Genomic DNA, 19,058 nt, shown 5'->3' with positions numbered 1-19,058 from the left:
AGAGGTCAGCAGCCGCGCAGCATGGCGGCGTTACCATTGCGGGCTTTGTGCCGATGGCCCGCGGGGCCGCACATTTTCGTCATCTGGTCGGGAGACACCCTTGTCCGCACTTCTCAAGTTTTCGCTCTGGATGGACTGGATCAGCACTCAGCTCGGCAAGGTTGCCGCGTTCACGGTGATGGCCGCCGCGCTGATCTCCGCGGGCAATGCCTTCGTGCGCTTCGGCCTCAACAACAGCTCCAACGCCTGGCTCGAAATCCAGTGGTACCTGTTCGCCGCCACGGTCATGCTCGGCGCGCCGGTGGTGCTCAAGCTCAACGAGCATGTGCGCGTGGACATCATCTACGGCAAGCTCAAGGGCCATGGCGCGGTCTACGTGGATCTGTTCGGGCTGCTCTGTTTTCTGCTGCCGGTGATGGGCATCATCGCCTGGCTCAGCTGGCCGCTGTTCTACAGCATGCTGCTGTCCGGCGAAATGTCGAACAATTCGGGCGGCCTGATCCGCTGGCCGGCCATGATGCTGCTGCCGCTGGGCTTTGCATTGATGTTCCTGCAGGGCGTGTCGGAGGTGATCAAGCGCATCGCCTACCTGATGGGCCTGATCGAGATGGACACGCACTACGAAAAGCCGGTGCAGTGAATTCGACCCACCCCCGAAGCGGCTCACTTCGTGTAGCCGCCTCCCCCTCAAGGGGGCAACACCAGCGGCCCGGCAAAGCCGGTTCCGCGGTGTTTCCCCGAACGGGCATCGCAGCGAACAACTAGAACTACAGGACAGCACAGATATGCAGATGGAAAACTTTGCGCCGATCATGTTCGGCGGGCTGGTGCTGATCATGCTGATCGGCTTCCCGGTGGCGTTCTCGCTGGCCGCGCTGGGCATGGCCTCCGGCTTCTTCGCGATCCAGATGGGCTGGTTCCCGGCGGTGTTCATGGAGAACCTGCCCATCAACATCTTCGGCATCCTGTCGAACGACCTGTTGCTGGCGATCCCGTTCTTCACCTTCATGGGCGCCATCCTCGAAAAGTGCGGGCTCGCCGAAGACATGCTCGACTCGATGGGCCAGCTGTTCGGCACGGTTAAGGGCGGCCTCGGCTACTCGGTGATCATCGTGGGCTTCATCCTCGGCGCCATCACCGGCACGGTGGCGGGCCAGGTGATCGCGATGGCGCTGATCTCGCTGCCGGTGATGATCCGCTACGGCTACAACATGCGTTACGCCACCGGCGTGCTGGCAGCATCCGGCACCATCACGCAGCTGGTGCCGCCTTCGCTGGTGCTGATCGTCATGGCCGACCAGCTGGGCCGCTCGGTCGGCGACATGTACCGCGGCGCCTGGGGCCCGTCGATCCTTCAGGTGCTGATCTTCGCGGGCTACACCTTCATGCTCGGCATCATCAAGCCGCACCACATTCCGGGCATTCCCAAGACGGCCCGTACGCTCAGCGGCCCCAAGCTATGGGCCAAATGCCTGCGCGGCATCATTCCATCGGCCATCCTGATCTTCGCGGTGCTGGGCTCCATGGGCGGCCTGCCGGGTATTGATACAGCGATCGCCACACCGACCGAAGCCGGCGCCATGGGCGTGGTCGGCGCGCTGATCCTGGCGGCGATCCACAAGCGGCTGACGCTCACACTGATCTGGGAAGCCATGGTCGGCACCATGCGGCTCACCGCCATGGTGGTGTTCATCCTGATCGGCGCACGCGTGTTCTCGCTGGTGTTCCAGGGCGTGGACGGCGCCAAGTGGGTCGAGCACCTGCTGACGGGCCTGCCGGGCGGGCAGATCGGCTTCCTGATCGTCGTCAACCTGTTCATCTTCTTCCTGGCCTTCTTTCTCGACTTCTTCGAGATCGCCTTCATCATCCTGCCGATGCTGGGCCCGGTGGCGGCCAAGCTCGGCATCGACCTGGTGTGGTTCGGCGTGCTGCTGTGCGTGAACATGCAGACCAGCTTCATGCATCCGCCGTTCGGCTTTGCGCTGTTCTATTTGCGAGGCATTGCGGACACGCTGTTCAAGGAGAAGCGGATCGCCAAACCGGTGTTGTCGAACGACATCTACATGGGCGCGATTCCCTGGGTGCTGATGCAGCTGATCCTGGTCGCGATCGTGATCTTCGTGCCGCAGACGGTGACGATGTTCCTGCCCACGGAAGAGAAGATCGACACCGACAAGGTGCAGATCGAGGTGCCGGCGGACGACATGAACTCGAACTCCAGCGAAGGCAGCAGCAGCGGTGGCGGCGAAAACCCCTTCGGCGATGCGCCCAAGGAAGAGGCACCGGCCGCTCCTGCCCCCGGCACCGAACCCGAGAAGAAGTAGGCGCTCTTGGGTCCGGCACCGTTTCGTTTCGAACCGTCGGGGGGCAATGCGGTCGAAGGCCAGGCGTTCTCGCTGCCCTTCAAGCTGCTGGCCACCGTGATCGTGGGCGGCTGCGCCTTCTGGCTGGCGCAGCTCTGGTCGGTGGGCGCCCTGGGCACCGCCAAGACCGGCGGCCTTGGCTGGTTCCTCGCCGGCATTGCGCTGATGGGTTGGACCTGGTTCCACATCATGACCAGCCGAACCCGCATCGACCGCGAGGGCCTGCACCAGCGCTGGATCTGGGACAAGCACATGGCACTCGACGACCTCGCCTTCGGCAAGCTGATCCGCGTGCGCGGGCTCGACTGGCTGATTGCGCCGCGGCTCTATGTGCGCACGCTGGTCGGCAAGTTCGCGGTGTTCTATGCGGCCACGCCGGAACTCATCGCCGAATTCGAGCGCCTGATTGCCGAGCTCAAGCAGGCACGCAAGCTCTGAAGCGAAGCAGACACCAAAGAAAAAACCGCGCAATGCGCGGTTTTTTCTTGTTCCAGAAACACCGCGGAACCGGCTTCGCCGGGCCGCAGGTGTTGCCCCCGGTCAGGGGGTGGGCGGGCGACACGAAGTGCGCCCAACCTGGGGGCCTGGGGGCGAGCTACAACTTCACAGACTGCATGTAGCTGTCGAAGCGGCCTTCGGCAACACGGAACCACGCCACCTGGTCGCGCTGGAAGGTCTGGAAGTCGGCGTAGATCTTCTTCCACTCGGGGCTCTTGGCGCCGTTCTCTTCGTAGACCTGCTGGGAAGCCTTGAACGATGCGTCGAGGATTTCCTTGCTGAAAGGCAGCAGCTTGATCTTGGCGCCGATCAGCTGCTTGAGCGCGGTGGGGTTGCGGGCATCGTACTTGGCCAGCATGTCCTGCGAGGCATGTGCCGAAGCAGCCGCGATGATGGCCTTGTTCTCGGGCGACAAGGCGTCGAAAGCCTTCTTGTTGATGAAGAAGTCGACCTCCGGGCCACCTTCCCACCAGCCCGGGTAGTAGTAGTGCGGCGCGACCTTGTTGAAGCCGAGCTTCTGGTCGTCGTACGGGCCCACCCATTCGGCCGCGTCGATCGTGCCCTTTTCCAGCGCCTGATAGATCTCACCGCCCGGAATGCTTTGCGGCACCACGCCCATCTTGGTCATCACGTCGCCCACCAGGCCGCCGCCGAGGCGCATCTTCAGGCCCTTGAGGTCGGCCGGGGTCTTGATTTCCTTGCGGAACCAGCCGCCCATCTGCGTGCCGGTGTTGCCGCCGTTGAAGCTCACCATCCCGTAGGTGCCGTAGAACTCGTCCATCAGCTTGCGGCCGTTGCCGTGCATCATCCACGCGTTCATCTGGCGCGCGTTCATGCCGAACGGAATGGCCGAACCGAGCGCGAAGGCCGGGTTCTTGCCGTAGAAGTAGTAAGGCACCGTGTGGCAGGCTTCGACCGAACCCTGCTGCACGCCGTCGACCACGCCGAAAGCCGGCATCAGCTCGCCAGCCGCATGCACCGAGATCTCGAACTTGCCGCCCGACATGGCCTTGACTGCATTGGAGAAGACTTCGGCGCCGCCATAGATCGTGTCAAGCGGCTTCGGAAAGCTGGAAGCCAGACGCCAGCGGACAGCGGCCTGCGCATGGACTGCTGGCGCGATGCCTGCAGCGAGGACGCCGGCGATGCCAGCATTCTTGATAAGGGAACGACGATCCATTGAGATTCACTCCGAGTGCATTGAAAAACAAAGACGCGACTTGTGGTCGCGTCACGAGACTTTTTGAGCCCGTGCGATTGTAAAAAGTGCTTACAACGCGCCGGGGGGGGTTTTCCCTGCGGAAAGCACCGTACCGAAGCGCTGCGTGACCGATTGCTCGATGCCCTTGGCATCGAGCCCGATGCCGGCCAGCAGCTTCGCCGGATCACCATGTTCGATGAACTGGTCCGGCAGGCCCAACTGCAGCACCGGCTTCATGACGCCGGCCGCCTGCAGCGCTTCGCTGACGGCACTGCCGGCACCGCCCATGACGGCGCCTTCTTCCAGCGTGACGATCGCTTCGTGCGATGCCGCGACCCGCAGCAGCAGATCGACATCGAGCGGCTTGGCCCACCGCATGTTGACCACCGTCGCACCCAGCGCTTCGGCCGCCTTCAGCGCCGGATACAGCAAGGTGCCGAAGGCGAGGATCGCGACGCCCGCGCCTTGCCGGCGGATCTCGCCGCGGCCGTAAGGCAGCGCATCGAGCGTGAGATGCGGCGTGACGCCAGCGCCGGCGCCGCGCGGGTAGCGCACCGCCACCGGGTGGTTCTGCGCGTAGGCGCTGGACAGCAGTTGCCGGCACTCGGCCTCGTCGGCCGGACAGGCGATCGACATGTTCGGGATGCAGCGCAAGTAGGCGATGTCGTAGGCACCCGCATGCGTGGCGCCGTCGGCACCGACCAGCCCGGCACGGTCGAGTGCAAACACCACCGGCAGGTTCTGGATCGCCACGTCGTGAATCAACTGGTCGTAGGCGCGCTGCAGGAAGGTGGAATAGATCGCGACCACCGGCTTCAGCCCTTCGCAGGCCAGGCCCGCAGCAAAGGTCACGGCATGCTGCTCGGCGATGCCGACGTCGTAGTAGCGGCCCGGAAAGCGCTGCTCGAACTCGACCATGCCCGAACCTTCGCGCATCGCCGGCGTGATGCCGACCAGCCGGCCGTCGTGGGCCGCCATGTCGCAGAGCCAGTGGCCGAACACCTGGGTGAAGGTTTGCTTGGGCGCGGTGGCCGGCTTGACGAGCCCGACCGACGGATCGAACTTGCCGGGCCCGTGATAGGCCACCGGGTCGGCCTCGGCCAGCTTGTAGCCCTGCCCCTTCTTGGTCACCACGTGCAGGAACTGCGGCCCGTTGAGATGCTTGAGGTTCTCGAGCGTTGGGATCAGCGAGTCGAGGTCGTGCCCGTCGATCGGGCCCACGTAGTTGAAGCCGAACTGCTCGAACAGGGTGGCCGGCACCACCATGCCCTTGGCATGCTGTTCGAGGCGCTTGGCCAGCTCGAACAGCGGCGGCGCGCCGCGCAGCACGGTCTTGCCGACGTTCTTGGCCGCAGCGTAGAACTGGCCACTCATGAGCTGCGCGAGGTAGCGGTTCAGCGCCCCGACCGGCGGGCTGATCGACATGTCGTTGTCGTTCAGGATCACCAGCAGCTTGCAGTCGCACACGCCGGCGTTGTTGAGCGCCTCGAAGGCCATGCCGGCCGTGAGCGCACCGTCGCCGATGATCGCGATCGCGTGGCGCTCCTCGCCCTTCTGCTTGGCCGCCATGGCCATGCCGAGCGCGGCCGAGATGCTGGTCGACGAGTGGGCGGTGCCGAAGGTGTCGTACTCGCTCTCGGCGCGCTGCGGAAAGCCCGAGATGCCGCCCTGCTGGCGCAGCGTGGGCATGCGCTCGCGCCGGCCGGTCAGGATCTTGTGCGGATAGGTCTGGTGGCCCACGTCCCACACCAGGCGGTCGTGCGGCGTGTTGAACACATGGTGCAGCGCGACGGTGAGCTCGACTGTGCCGAGGTTGGAGCTCAGGTGGCCGCCAGTGCGCGAGACGTTGTCGAGCACGCAGTCGCGCACCTCGTCGGCCAGCTGCTTGAGCTGGGCGCGGTCGAAGCGGCGCAGCGCCGAGGGGTCGTTCAGGGTGGGGAGCAGCGGAGCCATGATTGTCTTCTTATCGGTCGCGGTCCACGACCATGTGCGCCAGCGCGCGCAGCGCCGCCGTATCGGCCAGGCCGCTGCGCGCCAGAGCGGCCAGCGCCTCGGCCAGCAGGCCCTGGGCGCGGGCACGCGCGCCGTCAAGGCCGAGCAGTGAAACATAGGTCGGCTTATCGTTCTCGGCGTCCTTGCCGGCCGTCTTGCCGAGCGTTGCCGAGTCGGCCACCACGTCGAGGATGTCGTCGACCACCTGGAACGCCAGGCCCAGCGCGGCGCCGTAGTCGCGCAGTGCGGCCAATGCATCGGCCGCAACGCCTTCGGCGCAGGCCGCGCCCATCTCGACGCTGCCCTGCAACAGCGCGCCGGTCTTGAGCCGGTGCATCTGGCGCAGTTGCGCCTCGTCCAATGCGAGGCCCACGCTGGCCAGGTCGATCGCCTGGCCGCCGGCCATGCCCTGGCTGCCGGCCGCGCCGGCCAACAGGCGGCACAGGCGCGCCTGCACGGCGCAGGCCACGCTGCCGTCGCCGGGCGTGAGCAGTTCGAAGGCCAGCGCCTGCAGCGCGTCGCCAGCCAGCAGCGCGCCGGCCTCGCCGAATTTCACATGCACCGTGGGCTTGCCGCGGCGCAGGATGTCGTTGTCCATGCACGGCAAATCGTCGTGCACCAGCGAATAGGCATGGATCAGTTCAGTGGCGCAGGCGGCACGCAGGGCGGCCTGTGCATCGCCGCCGACCGCCTCGTTCGCGGCCAACACCAGCAGCGGCCGCAGGCGCTTGCCGCCATCGAGCACCGCATAGCGCATTGCCTCGCCCAACTGCACCGGCGAATCGACGCCGACCCAGCGCGACAGCGCCGATTCGACCTGCGCCAGCAACGGTTCGCTCCAGGCGGCCAGCCGGGCCGCGTCCCACGCTTCCACAGTGTCCAGCGTCATTCGGGTGCCCAGGCCTTCAGGCTTCCTGCATCGAGCACCTTGATCTGGTCTTCCACCGCCTGCAGCTTGTCGCGGCAGAACTGCAGCAGCACCGCACCGCGCTGGTAGCTTCCAAGCAATTGGTCGAGCGGCAACTGGCCGGACTCGAGCGCCGCAACCAGTTGTTCGAGTTCCTGCAGGCCGGCTTCGTAGCTGGCCGGCAGCGGGGCGGCCGGCGGAGAGGCGGCGGGGGAAGGCACCTTGGGCATGCGGGGGCTCGTGGGGTCAAACGGGGCATTTTAGGGCGGGGGCAGCTTCGGCCGCCGCCGGGCCCGGGCCGCACGGGCCTGCCGGTTGAATCAAGGGCCGGAATCCCCCCGGCGGGTACAATCCGCCTTCCCCCCGCCGGCAACGCACCGGCGTCGATTTCGGGCCGTTCCAGCCTTCGCAACGGCGTCTCCCGTACCCTTTTTCTCCCTGTGGGGAGCTTGGTCAGGTCTTCCATGTCTGATTTAAGTCTTCAGCTGCAGCAGGCCGCAAGTCCTCTTCACGTTTCTGCCTATTTCGACGAGGCGCTCTACGCCCGCGAGATGGCCACGCTGTTCGCCGACGGGCCGCGCTATGTGGGCCATCGCCTTGCCGTGCCCGAACCGGGCAATTTCCACACGCTGCCGCAGGAGCACGAGGGCCGCGCGCTGGTGCACACGCCCAAGGGCGTGGAGCTGATCTCCAACGTCTGCCGGCATCGCCAGGCCGTGATCCTCCAGGGCCGCGGCGGGCTCGACCCGCAGACCGGCGGCAACATCGTCTGCCCGCTGCACCGCTGGACGTATGCAGCGGCCGATGCACGCACCACCGGCACGCTGATCGGTGCGCCGCATTTTGCGCAAGACCCCTGCCTGAACCTGCACAACTACCCGCTCGAGGAGTGGAACGGCCTGCTGTTCGAAACCGGCGCCGGCGAGGCACGGCGCCGCATCGCGACCGACCTGGCCCGGCTCGGCCCGCGCGCCGACCTCGATTTTTCGGGCTACGCATTCGACCGCGTCGAGCTGCACGAGTGCAACTACAACTGGAAGACCTTCATCGAGGTCTATCTGGAGGACTACCACGTCGGCCCGTTCCATCCGGGCCTCGGCAGCTTCGTCGCCTGCGAAGACCTGCGCTGGGAGTTCGGCGAGAAGTACTCCGTGCAGACCGTGGGCGTGGCCAACCGCCTGGGCCGGGCCGGCAGCCCGGTCTACCAGAAATGGCAGGAGCAGCTGCTGCAGTACCGCGAAGGCAAGCCCCCGAAGTACGGCGCGATCTGGCTCACTTGCTATCCGAACGTGATGGTCGAGTGGTATCCGCACGTGCTCACGGTATCGACGCTGCACCCGATCGGCCCGCAGAAAACGCTCAACATGGTGGAGTTCTTCTACCCCGAGGAAATCGTCGCCTTCGAGCGCGACTTCGTCGAAGCACAGCAGGCCGCCTACATGGAGACCTGCGTGGAGGACGACGAGATCGCCGAGCGCATGGATGCCGGCCGGCGCGCGCTGATGCTGCGCGGCGACGACGAGAGCGGCCCCTACCAGAGCCCGATGGAAGACGGCATGCAGCACTTCCATGAGTGGTACCGACGCACGATGCTGAGCTGAATGCAAGCGCTCTGGATGGTGCTGGCCGCACTGATCTTCGCCACCATGGGCGTGTGCGTGAAGATCGCCTCGGTGTGGTTCAGCAGTGCGGAACTGGTGTTCTACCGCGGCCTCATCGGCATCGTGTTTCTGGCGCTGCTGGCGCGCAGCCGCGGCGTGTCGCTCGCCACGCGATACCCCGGCATGCACGCCTGGCGCAGCCTGATCGGCGTGGTGTCGCTGGGCGCCTGGTTCTATGCGATTGCGCACCTGCCGCTGGCCACTTCGATGACGCTCAACTACATGAGCAGCGTGTGGATCGCGGTGTTCCTGATCGGCGGCGCGCTGCTGGCCTGGGTGCCGCTTCCGGGGCGCGACGGCCGCGTCGAGCGCCCGCCCCTGCAAGGCCCGCTGGTGCTCACGGTGGTGGCCGGTTTTGCCGGCGTGGTGATGATGCTGCGGCCCACGCTGGGCGACAGGCAGGCCTTTGCCGGCCTGATCGGCCTGCTGTCGGGCCTGACCGCCGCCTTCGCCTACATGCAGGTGGTGGCTCTGTCGAAGCTCGGCGAGCCCGAAGCGCGCACGGTGTTCTACTTTGCGCTGGGCTCCGCCGTGGCCGGCGGGATTGCGACGGTGTTCGGCGGCTTCTCGGAGTGGCCCGGCATCCAGGCGCTGTGGCTGCTGCCGGTGGGCGTGCTGGCCGCGCTCGGACAGCTCTGCATGACGCGCGCCTATTCCACCGCCAAGACCGAAGGCGGCACCCTGCTGGTGGCCAACCTCCAGTACTCGGGCATTGTGTTCGCCGCGTTCTACAGCGTGCTGCTGTTCGGCGACCGCATCGACACGTGGGGCTGGGCCGGCATGGCACTGATCGTGGGCAGCGGCATTGCGGCCACCGTGCTGCGCCAGCGCGCAGTCCCGAAGGCCCCGGCCGAAGAACATTGAAGGAATTCGAGCGATGTACACGACCCTGATTTCCGTCCCACAACTGCAGTCGCTGCAAGCCAGCGGCGCGCCGCTGATGGTTTTCGACTGCAGCTTCGACCTGGCCCAGCCGCATGCCGGCGCGCAGCAGTACGCCGCAGCCCACATCCCCGGCGCGGTGTATGCGAACCTCGACACCGACCTCAGCGCACCGCATGGCGCGCCGGGCAAGAGCGGCACCGTGATCGCTGCGACCGACCAGGGCTTGCCGGCCTCGGGAGGCCGCCATCCGCTGCCGAGCCGTCAGCGTTTTGCCGAGTGGCTGTCGAGCGTGGGCTTTGCCAACGACATGCAGGCCGTGGTGTATGACCGCAACGGTGCCAACTACTGTGGCCGCCTGTGGTGGATGCTGCAATGGGCCGGACACGACGCGGTGGCCGTGCTCGACGGCGGGCTTCAGGCCTGGCAGGCGGCCGGCGGCGAAGTGACGGGACGCGAGGAGCCGACGCACTTTCAATCGAACTTCGTGCTCGGCGCGGAGCGTGCGCAGCTGGTGGTGACCGACACCGTGCTGGCCCACCTTGGCGACGCGGGCCAGACCGTGATCGACGCACGCGCAGCGCCACGCTATCGCGGCGAGGTCGAGCCGCTCGATCCGGTTGCCGGCCATATCCCCGGCGCGCTGAACCGGCCCTTCAGCCAGAACATCGGTGCCGACGGCCGCTTCAAGCCGGCTGCGCAACTGCGCGAGGAGTTCGATGCGCTGCTGGCCGGACGCGACCCGGCCGGCGTGGTGCACCAGTGCGGCAGCGGCGTGAGTGCCGTGCCGAACCTGCTGGCCATGCGCATCGCAGGCTTTGCGCCGACGGGCCTGTACGCCGGAAGCTGGAGCGAGTGGTGCAGCAACCCGGCGCGGCCGGTGGAGCGCGGCTGAGCCAGGCACCCTTGCCGGGTCAGCCGCCGGTCAGCGTTGCAACACACGCGGGTCTCGCGGGAACCGGCGCCACAAGGCACACTCACACAGCGACGCCCGCAGCGCCTTCCGCGCGCGGTCTGTCGTTGAAAGTCCTGCCTTCCATGAACCCTTTGTTCCGCTTCGCTGGGGGCCTGCCTGTGGCCCTCGCACTCTGCATCGCCCCCGCCGCGGCCCAGCCCGCGCAACATGCCCATGTGCATGGCCAGCTCAAGCTCGATGTGGCGGTCGACGTGCAGACCCTCACCGTCAGCATCGACTCGCCGCTCGACAACATCGTCGGCTTCGAGCGCGCACCGCGCACCGACGCCGAGCGCAAGACCGCGCAGCAGGCCGTGGCGCAACTGCGTGCCGCCGACAAGCTCTTTGCCATCGATCCGGCTGCCGACTGCAAGCTGGGCCAGGTCGATCTCGATGCGCCGGTGCTCGGCCTCGGCCAGGCCAAGGCCGGCGAGCCCGCGGGCCATGCCGACCTGGAAGGCAGCTTCACCTTCGAATGCCGCAGCCCGGTGCAGGCGCGCTTCATCGACATTGCTCTGTTCGAGGCATTCCGCAACGTGCGCCAGATCGACGTGCAGATCGCGACGCCCGACGGCCAGTACCAGCGCACCCTGAAGCGGCCGGCCAAGCGCCTTGCATGGGGCAAGTGACGGTGCCCCCGGTTCTCGGCGTCGAGCAGTTGCGCTTTGCCTGGCCCGGCAGCCCGGCACCGGTGATCGACATCGAAGCGTTCTCGGTGAACGCCGGCGAGGCCGTGTTCCTGCACGGGCCGAGCGGCTGCGGCAAGAGCACGCTGCTGTCTCTGATGGCGGGAGTGCTGGTGGCCGATTCGGGCCGCGCGATGCTGCTCGGCCATGACTGGGCCGAACTCTCTGGCAGCCGGCGCGACCGCTACCGCGTGGCGCATGTGGGCTACATCTTCCAGCAGTTCAACCTGCTGCCCTACCTGAGCGTGATCGACAACGTGCTGCTGCCCTGCCGCTTCTCGGCGCGGCGTGCCGAGCAGGCATCGCGCGACGGCACCCCGCGCGCGCAGGCCGAACAACTGCTCGCGCGCATGGGGCTCGACCGCTCGCTCTGGCAGCGCCAGGCCCTGCAGCTTTCGGTCGGCCAACAGCAGCGCGTGGCAGCAGCGCGCGCGCTGATTGGCCAGCCCGAACTCGTCATTGCCGACGAGCCCACATCGGCGCTCGACGAAGACCGGCGCGAGGCCTTTCTCGACACCTTGCTGAGCGCCTGCCAGGCAAACCACAGCGCGCTGGTGTTCGTGAGCCATGACCGGCGCATCGCCCAGCGCTTCAGCCGGCATGTGCTGCTGCCCGAGATCAACAGGGCAGCCACGCCCGCGGCCGCGATATGAGCGCGCTCGTTGGCATTGCCTGGCGCAGCGCCTGGAACCGGCGCTTCACGCTCGCGCTTACGCTGCTGTCGATTGCGCTGTCGACCTTTCTGCTGCTCGGCGTGGAGCGCATCCGCACCGAACTGCGGCAGAACTTCTCGTCGTCGGTGTCGGGCACCGACCTGATCGTCGGCGCGCGCACCGGATCGACGCAGTTGCTGCTGTACTCGGTGTTCCGCATCGGCGCGGCCACCAACAACGTGTCGTGGAAGAGCGTGCAGGCACTGGCTGCGCACAAGGGCGTCGACTGGGTGGTGCCGCTGTCGCTCGGCGACTCGCACCGCGGCTTTGCGGTGCTGGCGACCACGCCCGAATACTTCGAGCATTTCCGCTACGGCAACAGGCAGCCGCTGGTGTTGCGCGAGGGCAAGCCCTTCAGCGAACTGTTCGATGCGGTGGTCGGCGCCGAGGTGGCCGATCAGCTCGGCTACCACGTCGGCCGCAAGATCACGCTGGCACACGGCAGCGGCGAGCTCAACCTGGCCGAGCATGCCGACAAGCCCTTCACCGTGGTCGGCGTGCTGGCACGCACGGGCACGCCGGTCGATCGCACGGTGCACATCGGGCTCAACGCGATGGAAGCGATCCACCTCGACTGGATCGGCGGCGCGCCGATGCCGGGCGTGAAGATCCCGGCCGAGCAGGTGCGCAAGTTCGACCTGACGCCGAAGAACGTGACGGCCGCACTGGTCGGCCTGAAGAACCGCGCCGCCGTGTTCTCGGTGCAGCGCTGGGTTTCGACCTACCCCGACGAGCCGCTGATGGCGGTTCTGCCCGGCGTGGCGCTCGACGAGCTGTGGCGCGTGGTCGGCGTCGGCGAGAACGCGCTGATGCTGATGTCGGCGCTGGTGGCGCTGGTGAGCCTGGCCGGCCTGGTGTCGGTGGTGCTGGCAGGCCTGAACGAGCGCCGCCGCGAGCTCGCCGTGCTGCGCGCGGTCGGTGCCAGCCTGCGCCATGTGCTGGCGCTGCTGGCACTCGAAGGCGCCATCGTCACGCTGCTGGGCGTGCTGCTCGGCGTGCTGATGGCGGTGCTTGGCATCGCCCTGCTCTCGCCATGGCTGCAGTCGCAGTTCGGGCTCGCGCTGCACCTGTCGCAACCTACACTCAACGAGTGGGCGCTGCTGGCTGCGCTGCTGCTCTCGGGCTGGCTCGCGAGCCTGCTGCCCGGCATTCGCGCCTACCGGCTGTCGCTGGCCGACGGGCTCTCGCCCCGCATCTGATCCAGGAGGACTTGACCACCATGCTGCGACTTGCTGCCACCGCCCTGATTGCCACCGCGCTCGCTGCCGGCGCCTGGGCCGCCGACCCGGTGCCTGCGGCCGCGCCGGCCAAGCCCGCGTCCACCCCTGCCGGCCAGCCGCGGCTGATCGCATGGGAAGAACTGGTGCCGAAGGACTGGGATCCGATGAAGGCTCTCAAGGGCATCGATCTGAGCAAGCTGGACGACAGCGACCCGCGCGCCAACGACATGCTGATGAAGCTGCAGGAAGCCGCGAACAACGCGCCGACCAACCCCGCGTTGAACGGCACCGAGGTGAAGATCCCGGGCTTCCTGGTGCCGCTCGAAGAAAACAACGGCCAGGTCAGCGAGTTCCTGCTGGTGCCCTACTTCGGCGCCTGCATCCACACGCCGCCGCCACCGGCCAACCAGATCATCCACGTGAAGACCTCGAACGCGACCAAGGGCCTGCGCGCGATGGACACGATCTGGATCACCGGCAAGCTGCAGACCATCCGCAACGACTCGATGATGGGCGTCAGCGGCTACCACATCACCGCCAGCAGCGTGACGAAGTACACCGGCGGCGCCAAGTAGGATTTCAGGCAGGTCAGCGCTTGAATTGGAGGATGCGCACCGCAGCGGCCTTGCCCGAGAGGCTGCTGACCGTGCCGTCGGCACCGAAGTGCACGTCGACCGGCTCGTCTTCCTGCGTCGTCCAGTAGCGCCAGGTATTGGCGTTGAGATCCTTGGTGTCGTTGGGCGACGGATAGCTCAAGGCCATCAGCACCTGGGGCCGCGTCATGCCGACGGCGACCTTGGCGGAATAGACGGCGCTCTGCACTTCCGGGCTCCAGCTTGCCAGTTCCGCCTTGGGGTCGGTGCGAACGACGATCTGGCGCAGCCAGCGTTGTCCGCCTTCCTTGCCGCGCGCCGAATCGTCGCTCATCGAGATGTAGTCGCCGCCGATCGTGCCGTAGAAGTACTGGTCGCGCTTCGCGGTGTCGATGACAACGGGCTCGCCGGCCGGCAGGATCGGGCCGCCCAGGTAGTTGCTGCTGGCGAGCCATCCCGAGTCAGGGCGAAGGTTGCAGCAGGTGTAGCCGGTGATCGGAGGCGACAGTCGCGTCGCGCAGCCGGACAAGAGGGCGACTGTGGCCAGTGCGGAGCAAGCAGCAAAGCGGCGGAGGGAGGGGATGTGTGACAGTTTCATGTTCCTGATTTTTTTTGACGAAGGAGCCCCTGCGCCGACGTGGCAGTCGGTTCTTTTCGGGCCGGCCGATTCTGGATGCAGCCGCCATATCTGGCTCGGCACTACGTCACGGATTTCACCGCGCTCTGGGTGTGCGCATGGGCTCGTTCATGACGCGGCCGCCACGCTTAAGCCATAGGTAGTAGCTTGATTGGCAAGTGGTCGCGCGGCGCGGCTTTCTCCAGAATGCAAAAGCCTGCAAAGGAGAACGCCATGCCCAAGCTGACCGAGGCGCTGCGCGCCGAGTACCAGTCGTTGTTCGACAGCTGCCAGATCAACACTGCGCAACAGGCCGAAATCAATGCACAAACCGACAGGATCATTGCGGCACGGTCGCGCTACGAAGGCGTGGCGAATCCGGTCGGCGTGCCGTGGTACGTGGTCGGCGTGCTGCACAGCCTGGAGGCCGGCCTGCGCTTCGACCGGCATCTGCACAACGGCGATCCGCTGACTGCTCGCACGGTGCAGGTTCCCAAGGGCCGTCCGCCAACCGGCGCACCGCCCTTCACCTGGGAAGCCAGCGCGGCCGACGCATTGAGCTTCGAGAAGTACGACAGCTGGAGCGACTGGTCGGTGCCCGGCATCCTGTTCAAGTGGGAGCTCTACAACGGCTGGGGCTACCGCAACCACCACCCCGACGTGAAGAGCCCCTACCTCTGGAGCATGACCAACCACTACGTGAGCGGCAAGTACGTGGCCGATGGGGTCTGGTCGGCCACGGCGAAGTCGAAGCAGGTCGGCGCGGCAGCGTTGTTGCGCCGGCTGGCCGAGCGTGGCGTGGTGGATGCGGCCTCGTTCACCACCAGTCCGCCGCTTGCCAGGGCGATCGAACAGGGCAAGCCCGCACTGCGCTTTCAGCCGCAGACCGAATCGCCGCGCGGCGTCGAATTGCAGCAGTTCCTGAACAGCTTTCCGGGCGTCTTTCTGCGCGAGGATGGCAAGCTCGGCCAGCGCACCTCGGACGCGGTGCAACAGGTGCTGGGCCGGCGGCTGCATGGCGACCGGCGCACCTGAACGCGCTCAGGTCATCACGCGCTCGGGCCGCACGCCCACGCCGACCGCGTAGGCCGGAATCCCCTGCAGGATCGGAAAGCGCTGCGCCATCCGCAGCACCCACGGCACGCTGAAAGGCTGGCTGCGGCCGGTGCTCTGCAGCACCGGTCTGAGCAAGCGGTTCTGCACCGCCACCTGCACCGCCTGCGTCACCTTGGCCGGAAACTCCCGCCGCTGCTGCACCCGCGTCAGCAGCGGCGTGATGGCCTCGGCGCCCATTGCGCGGTCGGCCAGCGCCTTGCCGAGCAAATTGGCCGTGGCCACCGCATCCTGTACCGCGAGGTTGATGCCGACGCCACCGATCGGCGACATCGCATGCGCCGCGTCACCGATGCACAGCAGCCCCGGCTTCCACCATTGCACGAGGCGATCGACCGTGACGCTCAGCAGCTTGACGTCGTCCCAGCTCGCGATGTGGTCGACGCGGTCGGCCAGCGGCGGCACGGTGGCGGCGATTTCGGCGCGGAAGGCGTCGAGCCCGCGCGCCTGGATCGCCGAGATGCCCCCTTTGGCGATGACATAGGCGCACTGCCAGTAGCTGTTGCGGTCGATCGTCGCCATGAAGTGGCCGGTGTCGATGTAGCCGCCCGAGCCCTCGGGGTCGCCGGGCCGCTTGGGCAGGCGCATCCAAAGCACATCGATCGGCGCGCCGATGTCGCGCACCGTGAGCCCGGCCGCTTCGCGCAGCACTGAACGGCGACCGTCGGCCGCGACCACCAGGTCGGCCGCGATCTGCGATGCACCCTCGGCGGTCTGCACCTCGACGCCCACAACGCGGCCGTCGCGCTCGACCAGGCCGGTGCCTTCCGTTTCGAGCAGCAGGCGAAAGCCCGGATAGCGCTCGGCCTCGTCACGCAGGAAATCGAGAAACTCCCACTGCGGCACCATCGCGATGAACTTGCAGCGCGTGCGCAGGCGCGAAAAATCGGCCAGCCCGATCTGCTGGCCCGAGATGGTGGCGCGCAGCCGGTGGGCCTTGTCGTGCGGCCGGGCCAGAAATGCGTCGAGCAGGCCGAGATCGCCCATCACGTCGAGCGTGGACGGATGCACCGTATCGCCGCGAAAGTCGCGCAGGAAATCGCCATGCTTTTCGAGCACGATGACGTCGACGCCGGCGCGCGCCAGCAGCAGCCCGAGCATCATGCCGGCCGGGCCGCCGCCGACGATGCAGCAGCGGGTGGAAAGCGATGGATTCATCGGCCAAGTCTCCTGCGCGGATTGGGCGCCAACGGCGCGGCGCTGTCCAGCCGCGCATGAGCCTGATACCTCCTAAGATGCCCGTTCGACCATTCCAAAGGAGCCAAGCATGAGCACGCACGTCTACAAGCACATCGAACTCACCGGCTCGTCGCCCGTCAGCAGCGACGATGCGGTCAGGAACGCGATCGCCAAGGCCAGCGAATCGGTGCGCAACATCCAGTGGTTCGAGGTGGTGGAAACGCGGGGCCACGTGGCGGACGGCAAGGTCGCGCACTGGCAGGTGACGCTCAAGGTCGGCTTCACGCTGGAGTGAAGAGGCGCCCGCGCGCCATGTGGCGCCAGCGGGTGGCCGCTCAATCGGGCGCTTGCATCACCCGGTCGTTCTCTTCGTCGGCCGGCACGTTGTCGGCGTCGAGTTCGCTCGCGTCGGTCAGGTCGATGCCGGTTTCGTCTTCGATTTCGTCGGCGGAATCGGTCTCGTCCGAATCGAAACCGTCGCCCGGCAACGGATCGTCGGGATGCAGTTTGGGGGCGGCGCGGGTCATGGTCGAACTCCTCGTTGATCTTGCGTAGACCCTATGGTGCACCCGATCGGCACCGAGCGGTTCAGCCAAATGTCAGCGTCGCTGTCGGAGATTGCCCCGCATGGTCATGGTCGTGCCCGTGCCCTCCTTCGTGCGCGAGCCGGCTCACCAGCGTCACCAGCACGATGCCGACCACGAGCCAGACGATCTGCGCGGCCGTTTGGCGCGCGCTCAGGCGCTTTTGCAGCTGCGGAATCAGATCGGCCAGCGCCACGTAGATGAAGCTGCTGCTGGCCAACACCAGAAAGTAAGGCAGCAGGCTGTGCAGCGAATCGACCAGCCACCAGCCGACCAGTCCGCCCAACACCGTCATGGTGCCGGCCAGCGACACCTTGACCAGCGCCGCTCGCGGGTTCGGCGAGGTCTGGCGCAGCACCACCAGGTCGCCGATGTGGTGCGGCACCTCGTGCGCCAGCACCGCCAGCGCCGCGACCAGGCCCAGCCGCAGGTCGGCGACGAAGGCCGACGCGATCAGCACGCCGTCGCCGAAGCAATGCACGCTGTCGCCGGTGAGCACAGCCCAGCCGCCGCTGCGCGGCGCTTCCGCGTGCGCATGGTCGTGCCCGTGCGCGGAGGCGTGCCCATGGTCGTGGCCCTGGTGGTGCTCGTGCCCGTGATGCCAGAGCTCGGCCTTGTCGAGCAGGAAGAAAAACACCAGGCCGAACAGCAACATGGCGAACAGCGTGGCGGGCTCGAGCTTGCTCTCGAAAGCCTCGGGCAGCAGGTGCATGAAGGCCGTAGCCAGCAGCGCGCCGGCCGCCAGGCTCAGCAGGTATTGCGCGCCATGGGCGTCGACACCACGCTGCACACCCAGGCGCAGCAGCAGGGCTGCAATCCAGACACTGCCGATGCCGGCGACCAGGGTCGCAGCGACGATTGCTATCAAATTCATAGCTTCTTGCGCAAAGTGGACGGGCACTGGCGCCCGATTTCATCCATAAAACAAAAGCCGCCCCGAGGGGCGGCTTTCAGTGCGAAGACAGCGGATGAACGCCGTCAAACCACACCGTTGGCCTTGAACCAGGCCACGGCGCGTTGCCAGCCGTCGTCGGCCGCGCTCTTGACGTAGCTCGGACGGTAGTCGGCATGGAACGCATGGCCCGCTTCGGGGTACACGACGAACTGGGAGGCCTTGGCGGCTGGGGTGCCGGTCGCCAAAGATGATTTCATCTTATCAATAGTGTCAAGGGGGATGCCCTGGTCCTTGCCGCCATAGAGGCCCAGCACCGGTGCCTGCAGCGCGGCCGCGACATCGATCGGGTGCTTCGGCGTGAGTTCGCTGGGCTGTCCGACCAACCGTCCGTACCAGGCCACGCCGGTCTTCACCTTACCGGTGGCGGCGTAGAGCCAGACGAAGCGGCCGCCCCAGCAGAAGCCGGTGATGCCGGCCTTGGCCGCATTGCCGCCATTGGCCGTGGCAAACGCCAGCGCGCCGTCGAGGTCGGCCAGCACCTGGGCGTCGGGCACCTTGGACACGATGTCGGCCTGCAGCTTCGGGATGTCGGTGTAGCCCCTGGGGTCGCCCTGCCGCGCATAGAGCTCGGGCGCAATCGCGAGGTAGCCGAGCTTGGCGAAGCGGCGGCAGGTGTCGGCGATGTACTCGTGCACGCCGAAGATCTCCTGCACCACCAGAACCACCGGCAGGCCGGTCTTGCCGGCCGGTGCCGCCATGTAGGCCGGAACGTCGAAGCCGTTGACCGTGTATTTGACCGGGCCGGCCGTGAGCCCCTCGGCCGACGTGGTGATGGCCGTTTGCGCCGCGATCGGCAGCGTGGCGGCGGCATAGCCGACACCGAGCGCCACCTTGAGCGCAGTGCGGCGGGAGGCGCCCGCTTCGGTCGAGTCGCCGGGACGCAGTGAATCGAAGTCGTTCTGGAGATCGGAGTTGAGCATCGGTCTTTTCGGTGAGGTTG

21 protein-coding genes are annotated in these 19,058 nt (G+C 66.9%); 12 read left to right on the top strand and 9 right to left on the bottom strand.

Going from position 1 to position 19,058, the window contains the following annotated elements:
- The first annotated feature begins 100 nt into the window (after positions 1-100).
- The 3 genes from QTI05_RS15265 to QTI05_RS15255 all read left to right on the top strand — a co-directional run bounded on the left by QTI05_RS15265 (position 101) and on the right by QTI05_RS15255 (position 2,801).
- Positions 101-640, top strand: a complete 540-nt coding sequence (locus tag QTI05_RS15265) for a TRAP transporter small permease subunit (protein ID WP_286545735.1) — start codon at positions 101-103, stop codon at positions 638-640.
- Between the two features lie 145 nt (positions 641-785).
- Complete coding sequence (locus tag QTI05_RS15260) at positions 786-2,324, top strand: TRAP transporter large permease (RefSeq protein WP_286622089.1); 1,539 nt, start codon at positions 786-788, stop codon at positions 2,322-2,324.
- Between the two features lie 6 nt (positions 2,325-2,330).
- Positions 2,331-2,801 (top strand): hypothetical protein, encoded by a 471-nt coding sequence (locus tag QTI05_RS15255; RefSeq protein ID WP_286622088.1) that lies wholly within the window; start codon positions 2,331-2,333, stop codon positions 2,799-2,801.
- A gap of 157 nt (positions 2,802-2,958) precedes the next feature.
- Here QTI05_RS15255 and QTI05_RS15250 read toward each other — a convergent pair whose 3' ends face one another.
- From QTI05_RS15250 to xseB, 4 genes are all read right to left on the bottom strand, one after another.
- Positions 2,959-4,041, bottom strand: coding sequence for a TRAP transporter substrate-binding protein (locus QTI05_RS15250; RefSeq protein ID WP_286545732.1), 1,083 nt, complete (start codon positions 4,039-4,041; stop codon positions 2,959-2,961).
- A 90-nt stretch (positions 4,042-4,131) separates the two neighbouring features.
- Positions 4,132-6,015 carry a 1-deoxy-D-xylulose-5-phosphate synthase gene (gene dxs, locus QTI05_RS15245; RefSeq protein ID WP_286622087.1) on the bottom strand — a complete coding sequence of 628 codons (1,884 nt, stop codon included), beginning with the start codon at positions 6,013-6,015 and terminating at the stop codon, positions 4,132-4,134.
- Positions 6,016-6,025: 10 nt separating this feature from the next.
- Positions 6,026-6,943: a polyprenyl synthetase family protein gene (locus QTI05_RS15240; RefSeq protein WP_286545729.1), complete on the bottom strand. Its 918-nt coding sequence runs from the start codon at positions 6,941-6,943 to the stop codon at positions 6,026-6,028.
- Positions 6,940-7,191, bottom strand: a complete 252-nt coding sequence (gene xseB / locus QTI05_RS15235; RefSeq protein ID WP_286545727.1) for an exodeoxyribonuclease VII small subunit — start codon at positions 7,189-7,191, stop codon at positions 6,940-6,942. The genes QTI05_RS15240 and xseB overlap by 4 nt, the downstream gene beginning before the upstream one ends.
- Positions 7,192-7,425: 234 nt before the next feature.
- Between xseB and QTI05_RS15230 the strand changes: the two genes are divergently transcribed.
- The 7 genes from QTI05_RS15230 (at position 7,426) to QTI05_RS15200 (ending at position 13,653) form a co-directional block, all read left to right on the top strand.
- On the top strand, positions 7,426-8,562 hold the full coding sequence (locus QTI05_RS15230) for an aromatic ring-hydroxylating oxygenase subunit alpha (RefSeq protein ID WP_286622085.1): 1,137 nt from the start codon (positions 7,426-7,428) through the stop codon (positions 8,560-8,562).
- Positions 8,563-9,486, top strand: coding sequence for a DMT family transporter (locus QTI05_RS15225; protein ID WP_286622083.1), 924 nt, complete (start codon positions 8,563-8,565; stop codon positions 9,484-9,486).
- 13 nt (positions 9,487-9,499) lie between these two features.
- Positions 9,500-10,399: a sulfurtransferase gene (locus QTI05_RS15220; protein ID WP_286622082.1), complete on the top strand. Its 900-nt coding sequence runs from the start codon at positions 9,500-9,502 to the stop codon at positions 10,397-10,399.
- Between the two features lie 143 nt (positions 10,400-10,542).
- The gene (locus tag QTI05_RS15215; protein WP_286622081.1) at positions 10,543-11,088 is read left to right on the top strand and encodes a DUF2796 domain-containing protein; all 546 of its coding nucleotides are present in this window, start codon (positions 10,543-10,545) and stop codon (positions 11,086-11,088) included.
- Positions 11,076-11,798: an ABC transporter ATP-binding protein gene (locus tag QTI05_RS15210; protein ID WP_286622080.1), complete on the top strand. Its 723-nt coding sequence runs from the start codon at positions 11,076-11,078 to the stop codon at positions 11,796-11,798. The genes QTI05_RS15215 and QTI05_RS15210 overlap by 13 nt, the downstream gene beginning before the upstream one ends.
- A complete protein-coding gene (locus QTI05_RS15205) occupies positions 11,795-13,057 on the top strand; it encodes an ABC transporter permease (RefSeq protein WP_286622079.1) in 1,263 nt (420 codons plus the stop codon). The genes QTI05_RS15210 and QTI05_RS15205 overlap by 4 nt, the downstream gene beginning before the upstream one ends.
- A gap of 20 nt (positions 13,058-13,077) precedes the next feature.
- The gene (locus tag QTI05_RS15200) at positions 13,078-13,653 is read left to right on the top strand and encodes a DUF3299 domain-containing protein (protein ID WP_286622078.1); all 576 of its coding nucleotides are present in this window, start codon (positions 13,078-13,080) and stop codon (positions 13,651-13,653) included.
- Positions 13,654-13,666: 13 nt separating this feature from the next.
- On the opposite strand, the gene QTI05_RS15195 is transcribed toward QTI05_RS15200, so the two are convergent.
- Positions 13,667-14,269, bottom strand: coding sequence for a hypothetical protein (locus tag QTI05_RS15195; RefSeq protein ID WP_286622076.1), 603 nt, complete (start codon positions 14,267-14,269; stop codon positions 13,667-13,669).
- A gap of 252 nt (positions 14,270-14,521) precedes the next feature.
- On the opposite strand from QTI05_RS15195, the gene QTI05_RS15190 reads away from it, so the two are divergent.
- Entirely contained in the window at positions 14,522-15,322 is an 801-nt protein-coding gene (locus QTI05_RS15190) for a hypothetical protein (protein WP_286622075.1), read from the top strand.
- A gap of 6 nt (positions 15,323-15,328) precedes the next feature.
- Here the strand turns inward: QTI05_RS15190 and QTI05_RS15185 are convergent, their stop codons facing one another.
- A complete protein-coding gene (locus QTI05_RS15185; RefSeq protein WP_286622074.1) occupies positions 15,329-16,558 on the bottom strand; it encodes an FAD-dependent oxidoreductase in 1,230 nt (409 codons plus the stop codon).
- Positions 16,559-16,667: 109 nt separating this feature from the next.
- On the opposite strand from QTI05_RS15185, the gene QTI05_RS15180 reads away from it, so the two are divergent.
- Positions 16,668-16,874: a dodecin gene (locus tag QTI05_RS15180; protein ID WP_286545713.1), complete on the top strand. Its 207-nt coding sequence runs from the start codon at positions 16,668-16,670 to the stop codon at positions 16,872-16,874.
- 40 nt (positions 16,875-16,914) lie between these two features.
- Here the strand turns inward: QTI05_RS15180 and QTI05_RS15175 are convergent, their stop codons facing one another.
- From QTI05_RS15175 to QTI05_RS15165, 3 genes are all read right to left on the bottom strand, one after another.
- Positions 16,915-17,106 (bottom strand): hypothetical protein, encoded by a 192-nt coding sequence (locus tag QTI05_RS15175; protein ID WP_286545712.1) that lies wholly within the window; start codon positions 17,104-17,106, stop codon positions 16,915-16,917.
- A gap of 61 nt (positions 17,107-17,167) precedes the next feature.
- Positions 17,168-18,037, bottom strand: coding sequence for a ZIP family metal transporter (locus QTI05_RS15170; protein WP_286622073.1), 870 nt, complete (start codon positions 18,035-18,037; stop codon positions 17,168-17,170).
- A 104-nt stretch (positions 18,038-18,141) separates the two neighbouring features.
- Complete coding sequence (locus tag QTI05_RS15165; protein ID WP_286622072.1) at positions 18,142-19,038, bottom strand: dienelactone hydrolase family protein; 897 nt, start codon at positions 19,036-19,038, stop codon at positions 18,142-18,144.
- Positions 19,039-19,058 lie beyond the last annotated feature (20 nt).

This window comes from Variovorax fucosicus, assembly GCF_030316825.1.
Classification (GTDB): Bacteria; Pseudomonadota; Gammaproteobacteria; order Burkholderiales; family Burkholderiaceae_C; genus Variovorax; species Variovorax fucosicus.
Note: the sequence above shows the minus strand (reverse complement) of the source record. Positions and strands in the feature narration are given on the sequence as shown.

What these genes read in the sequence shown, in the direction of transcription:
- QTI05_RS15240 (WP_286545729.1), bottom strand. Translation starts at nt 6,943, where the DNA reads ATGACGCTGGACACTGTGGAAGCGTGGGACGCGGCCCGGCTGGCCGCC.
- QTI05_RS15250 (WP_286545732.1), bottom strand. Translation starts at nt 4,041, where the DNA reads ATGGATCGTCGTTCCCTTATCAAGAATGCTGGCATCGCCGGCGTCCTC.
- QTI05_RS15200 (WP_286622078.1), top strand. Translation starts at nt 13,078, where the DNA reads ATGCTGCGACTTGCTGCCACCGCCCTGATTGCCACCGCGCTCGCTGCC.
- QTI05_RS15195 (WP_286622076.1), bottom strand. Translation starts at nt 14,269, where the DNA reads ATGAAACTGTCACACATCCCCTCCCTCCGCCGCTTTGCTGCTTGCTCC.
- QTI05_RS15190 (WP_286622075.1), top strand. Translation starts at nt 14,522, where the DNA reads ATGCCCAAGCTGACCGAGGCGCTGCGCGCCGAGTACCAGTCGTTGTTC.
- QTI05_RS15185 (WP_286622074.1), bottom strand. Translation starts at nt 16,558, where the DNA reads ATGAATCCATCGCTTTCCACCCGCTGCTGCATCGTCGGCGGCGGCCCG.
- QTI05_RS15220 (WP_286622082.1), top strand. Translation starts at nt 9,500, where the DNA reads ATGTACACGACCCTGATTTCCGTCCCACAACTGCAGTCGCTGCAAGCC.
- QTI05_RS15210 (WP_286622080.1), top strand. Translation starts at nt 11,076, where the DNA reads ATGGGGCAAGTGACGGTGCCCCCGGTTCTCGGCGTCGAGCAGTTGCGC.
- QTI05_RS15165 (WP_286622072.1), bottom strand. Translation starts at nt 19,038, where the DNA reads ATGCTCAACTCCGATCTCCAGAACGACTTCGATTCACTGCGTCCCGGC.
- QTI05_RS15170 (WP_286622073.1), bottom strand. Translation starts at nt 18,037, where the DNA reads ATGAATTTGATAGCAATCGTCGCTGCGACCCTGGTCGCCGGCATCGGC.
- QTI05_RS15260 (WP_286622089.1), top strand. Translation starts at nt 786, where the DNA reads ATGCAGATGGAAAACTTTGCGCCGATCATGTTCGGCGGGCTGGTGCTG.
- QTI05_RS15215 (WP_286622081.1), top strand. Translation starts at nt 10,543, where the DNA reads ATGAACCCTTTGTTCCGCTTCGCTGGGGGCCTGCCTGTGGCCCTCGCA.
- QTI05_RS15230 (WP_286622085.1), top strand. Translation starts at nt 7,426, where the DNA reads ATGTCTGATTTAAGTCTTCAGCTGCAGCAGGCCGCAAGTCCTCTTCAC.
- QTI05_RS15175 (WP_286545712.1), bottom strand. Translation starts at nt 17,106, where the DNA reads ATGACCCGCGCCGCCCCCAAACTGCATCCCGACGATCCGTTGCCGGGC.
- QTI05_RS15180 (WP_286545713.1), top strand. Translation starts at nt 16,668, where the DNA reads ATGAGCACGCACGTCTACAAGCACATCGAACTCACCGGCTCGTCGCCC.
- QTI05_RS15205 (WP_286622079.1), top strand. Translation starts at nt 11,795, where the DNA reads ATGAGCGCGCTCGTTGGCATTGCCTGGCGCAGCGCCTGGAACCGGCGC.
- xseB (WP_286545727.1), bottom strand. Translation starts at nt 7,191, where the DNA reads ATGCCCAAGGTGCCTTCCCCCGCCGCCTCTCCGCCGGCCGCCCCGCTG.
- dxs (WP_286622087.1), bottom strand. Translation starts at nt 6,015, where the DNA reads ATGGCTCCGCTGCTCCCCACCCTGAACGACCCCTCGGCGCTGCGCCGC.
- QTI05_RS15225 (WP_286622083.1), top strand. Translation starts at nt 8,563, where the DNA reads ATGCAAGCGCTCTGGATGGTGCTGGCCGCACTGATCTTCGCCACCATG.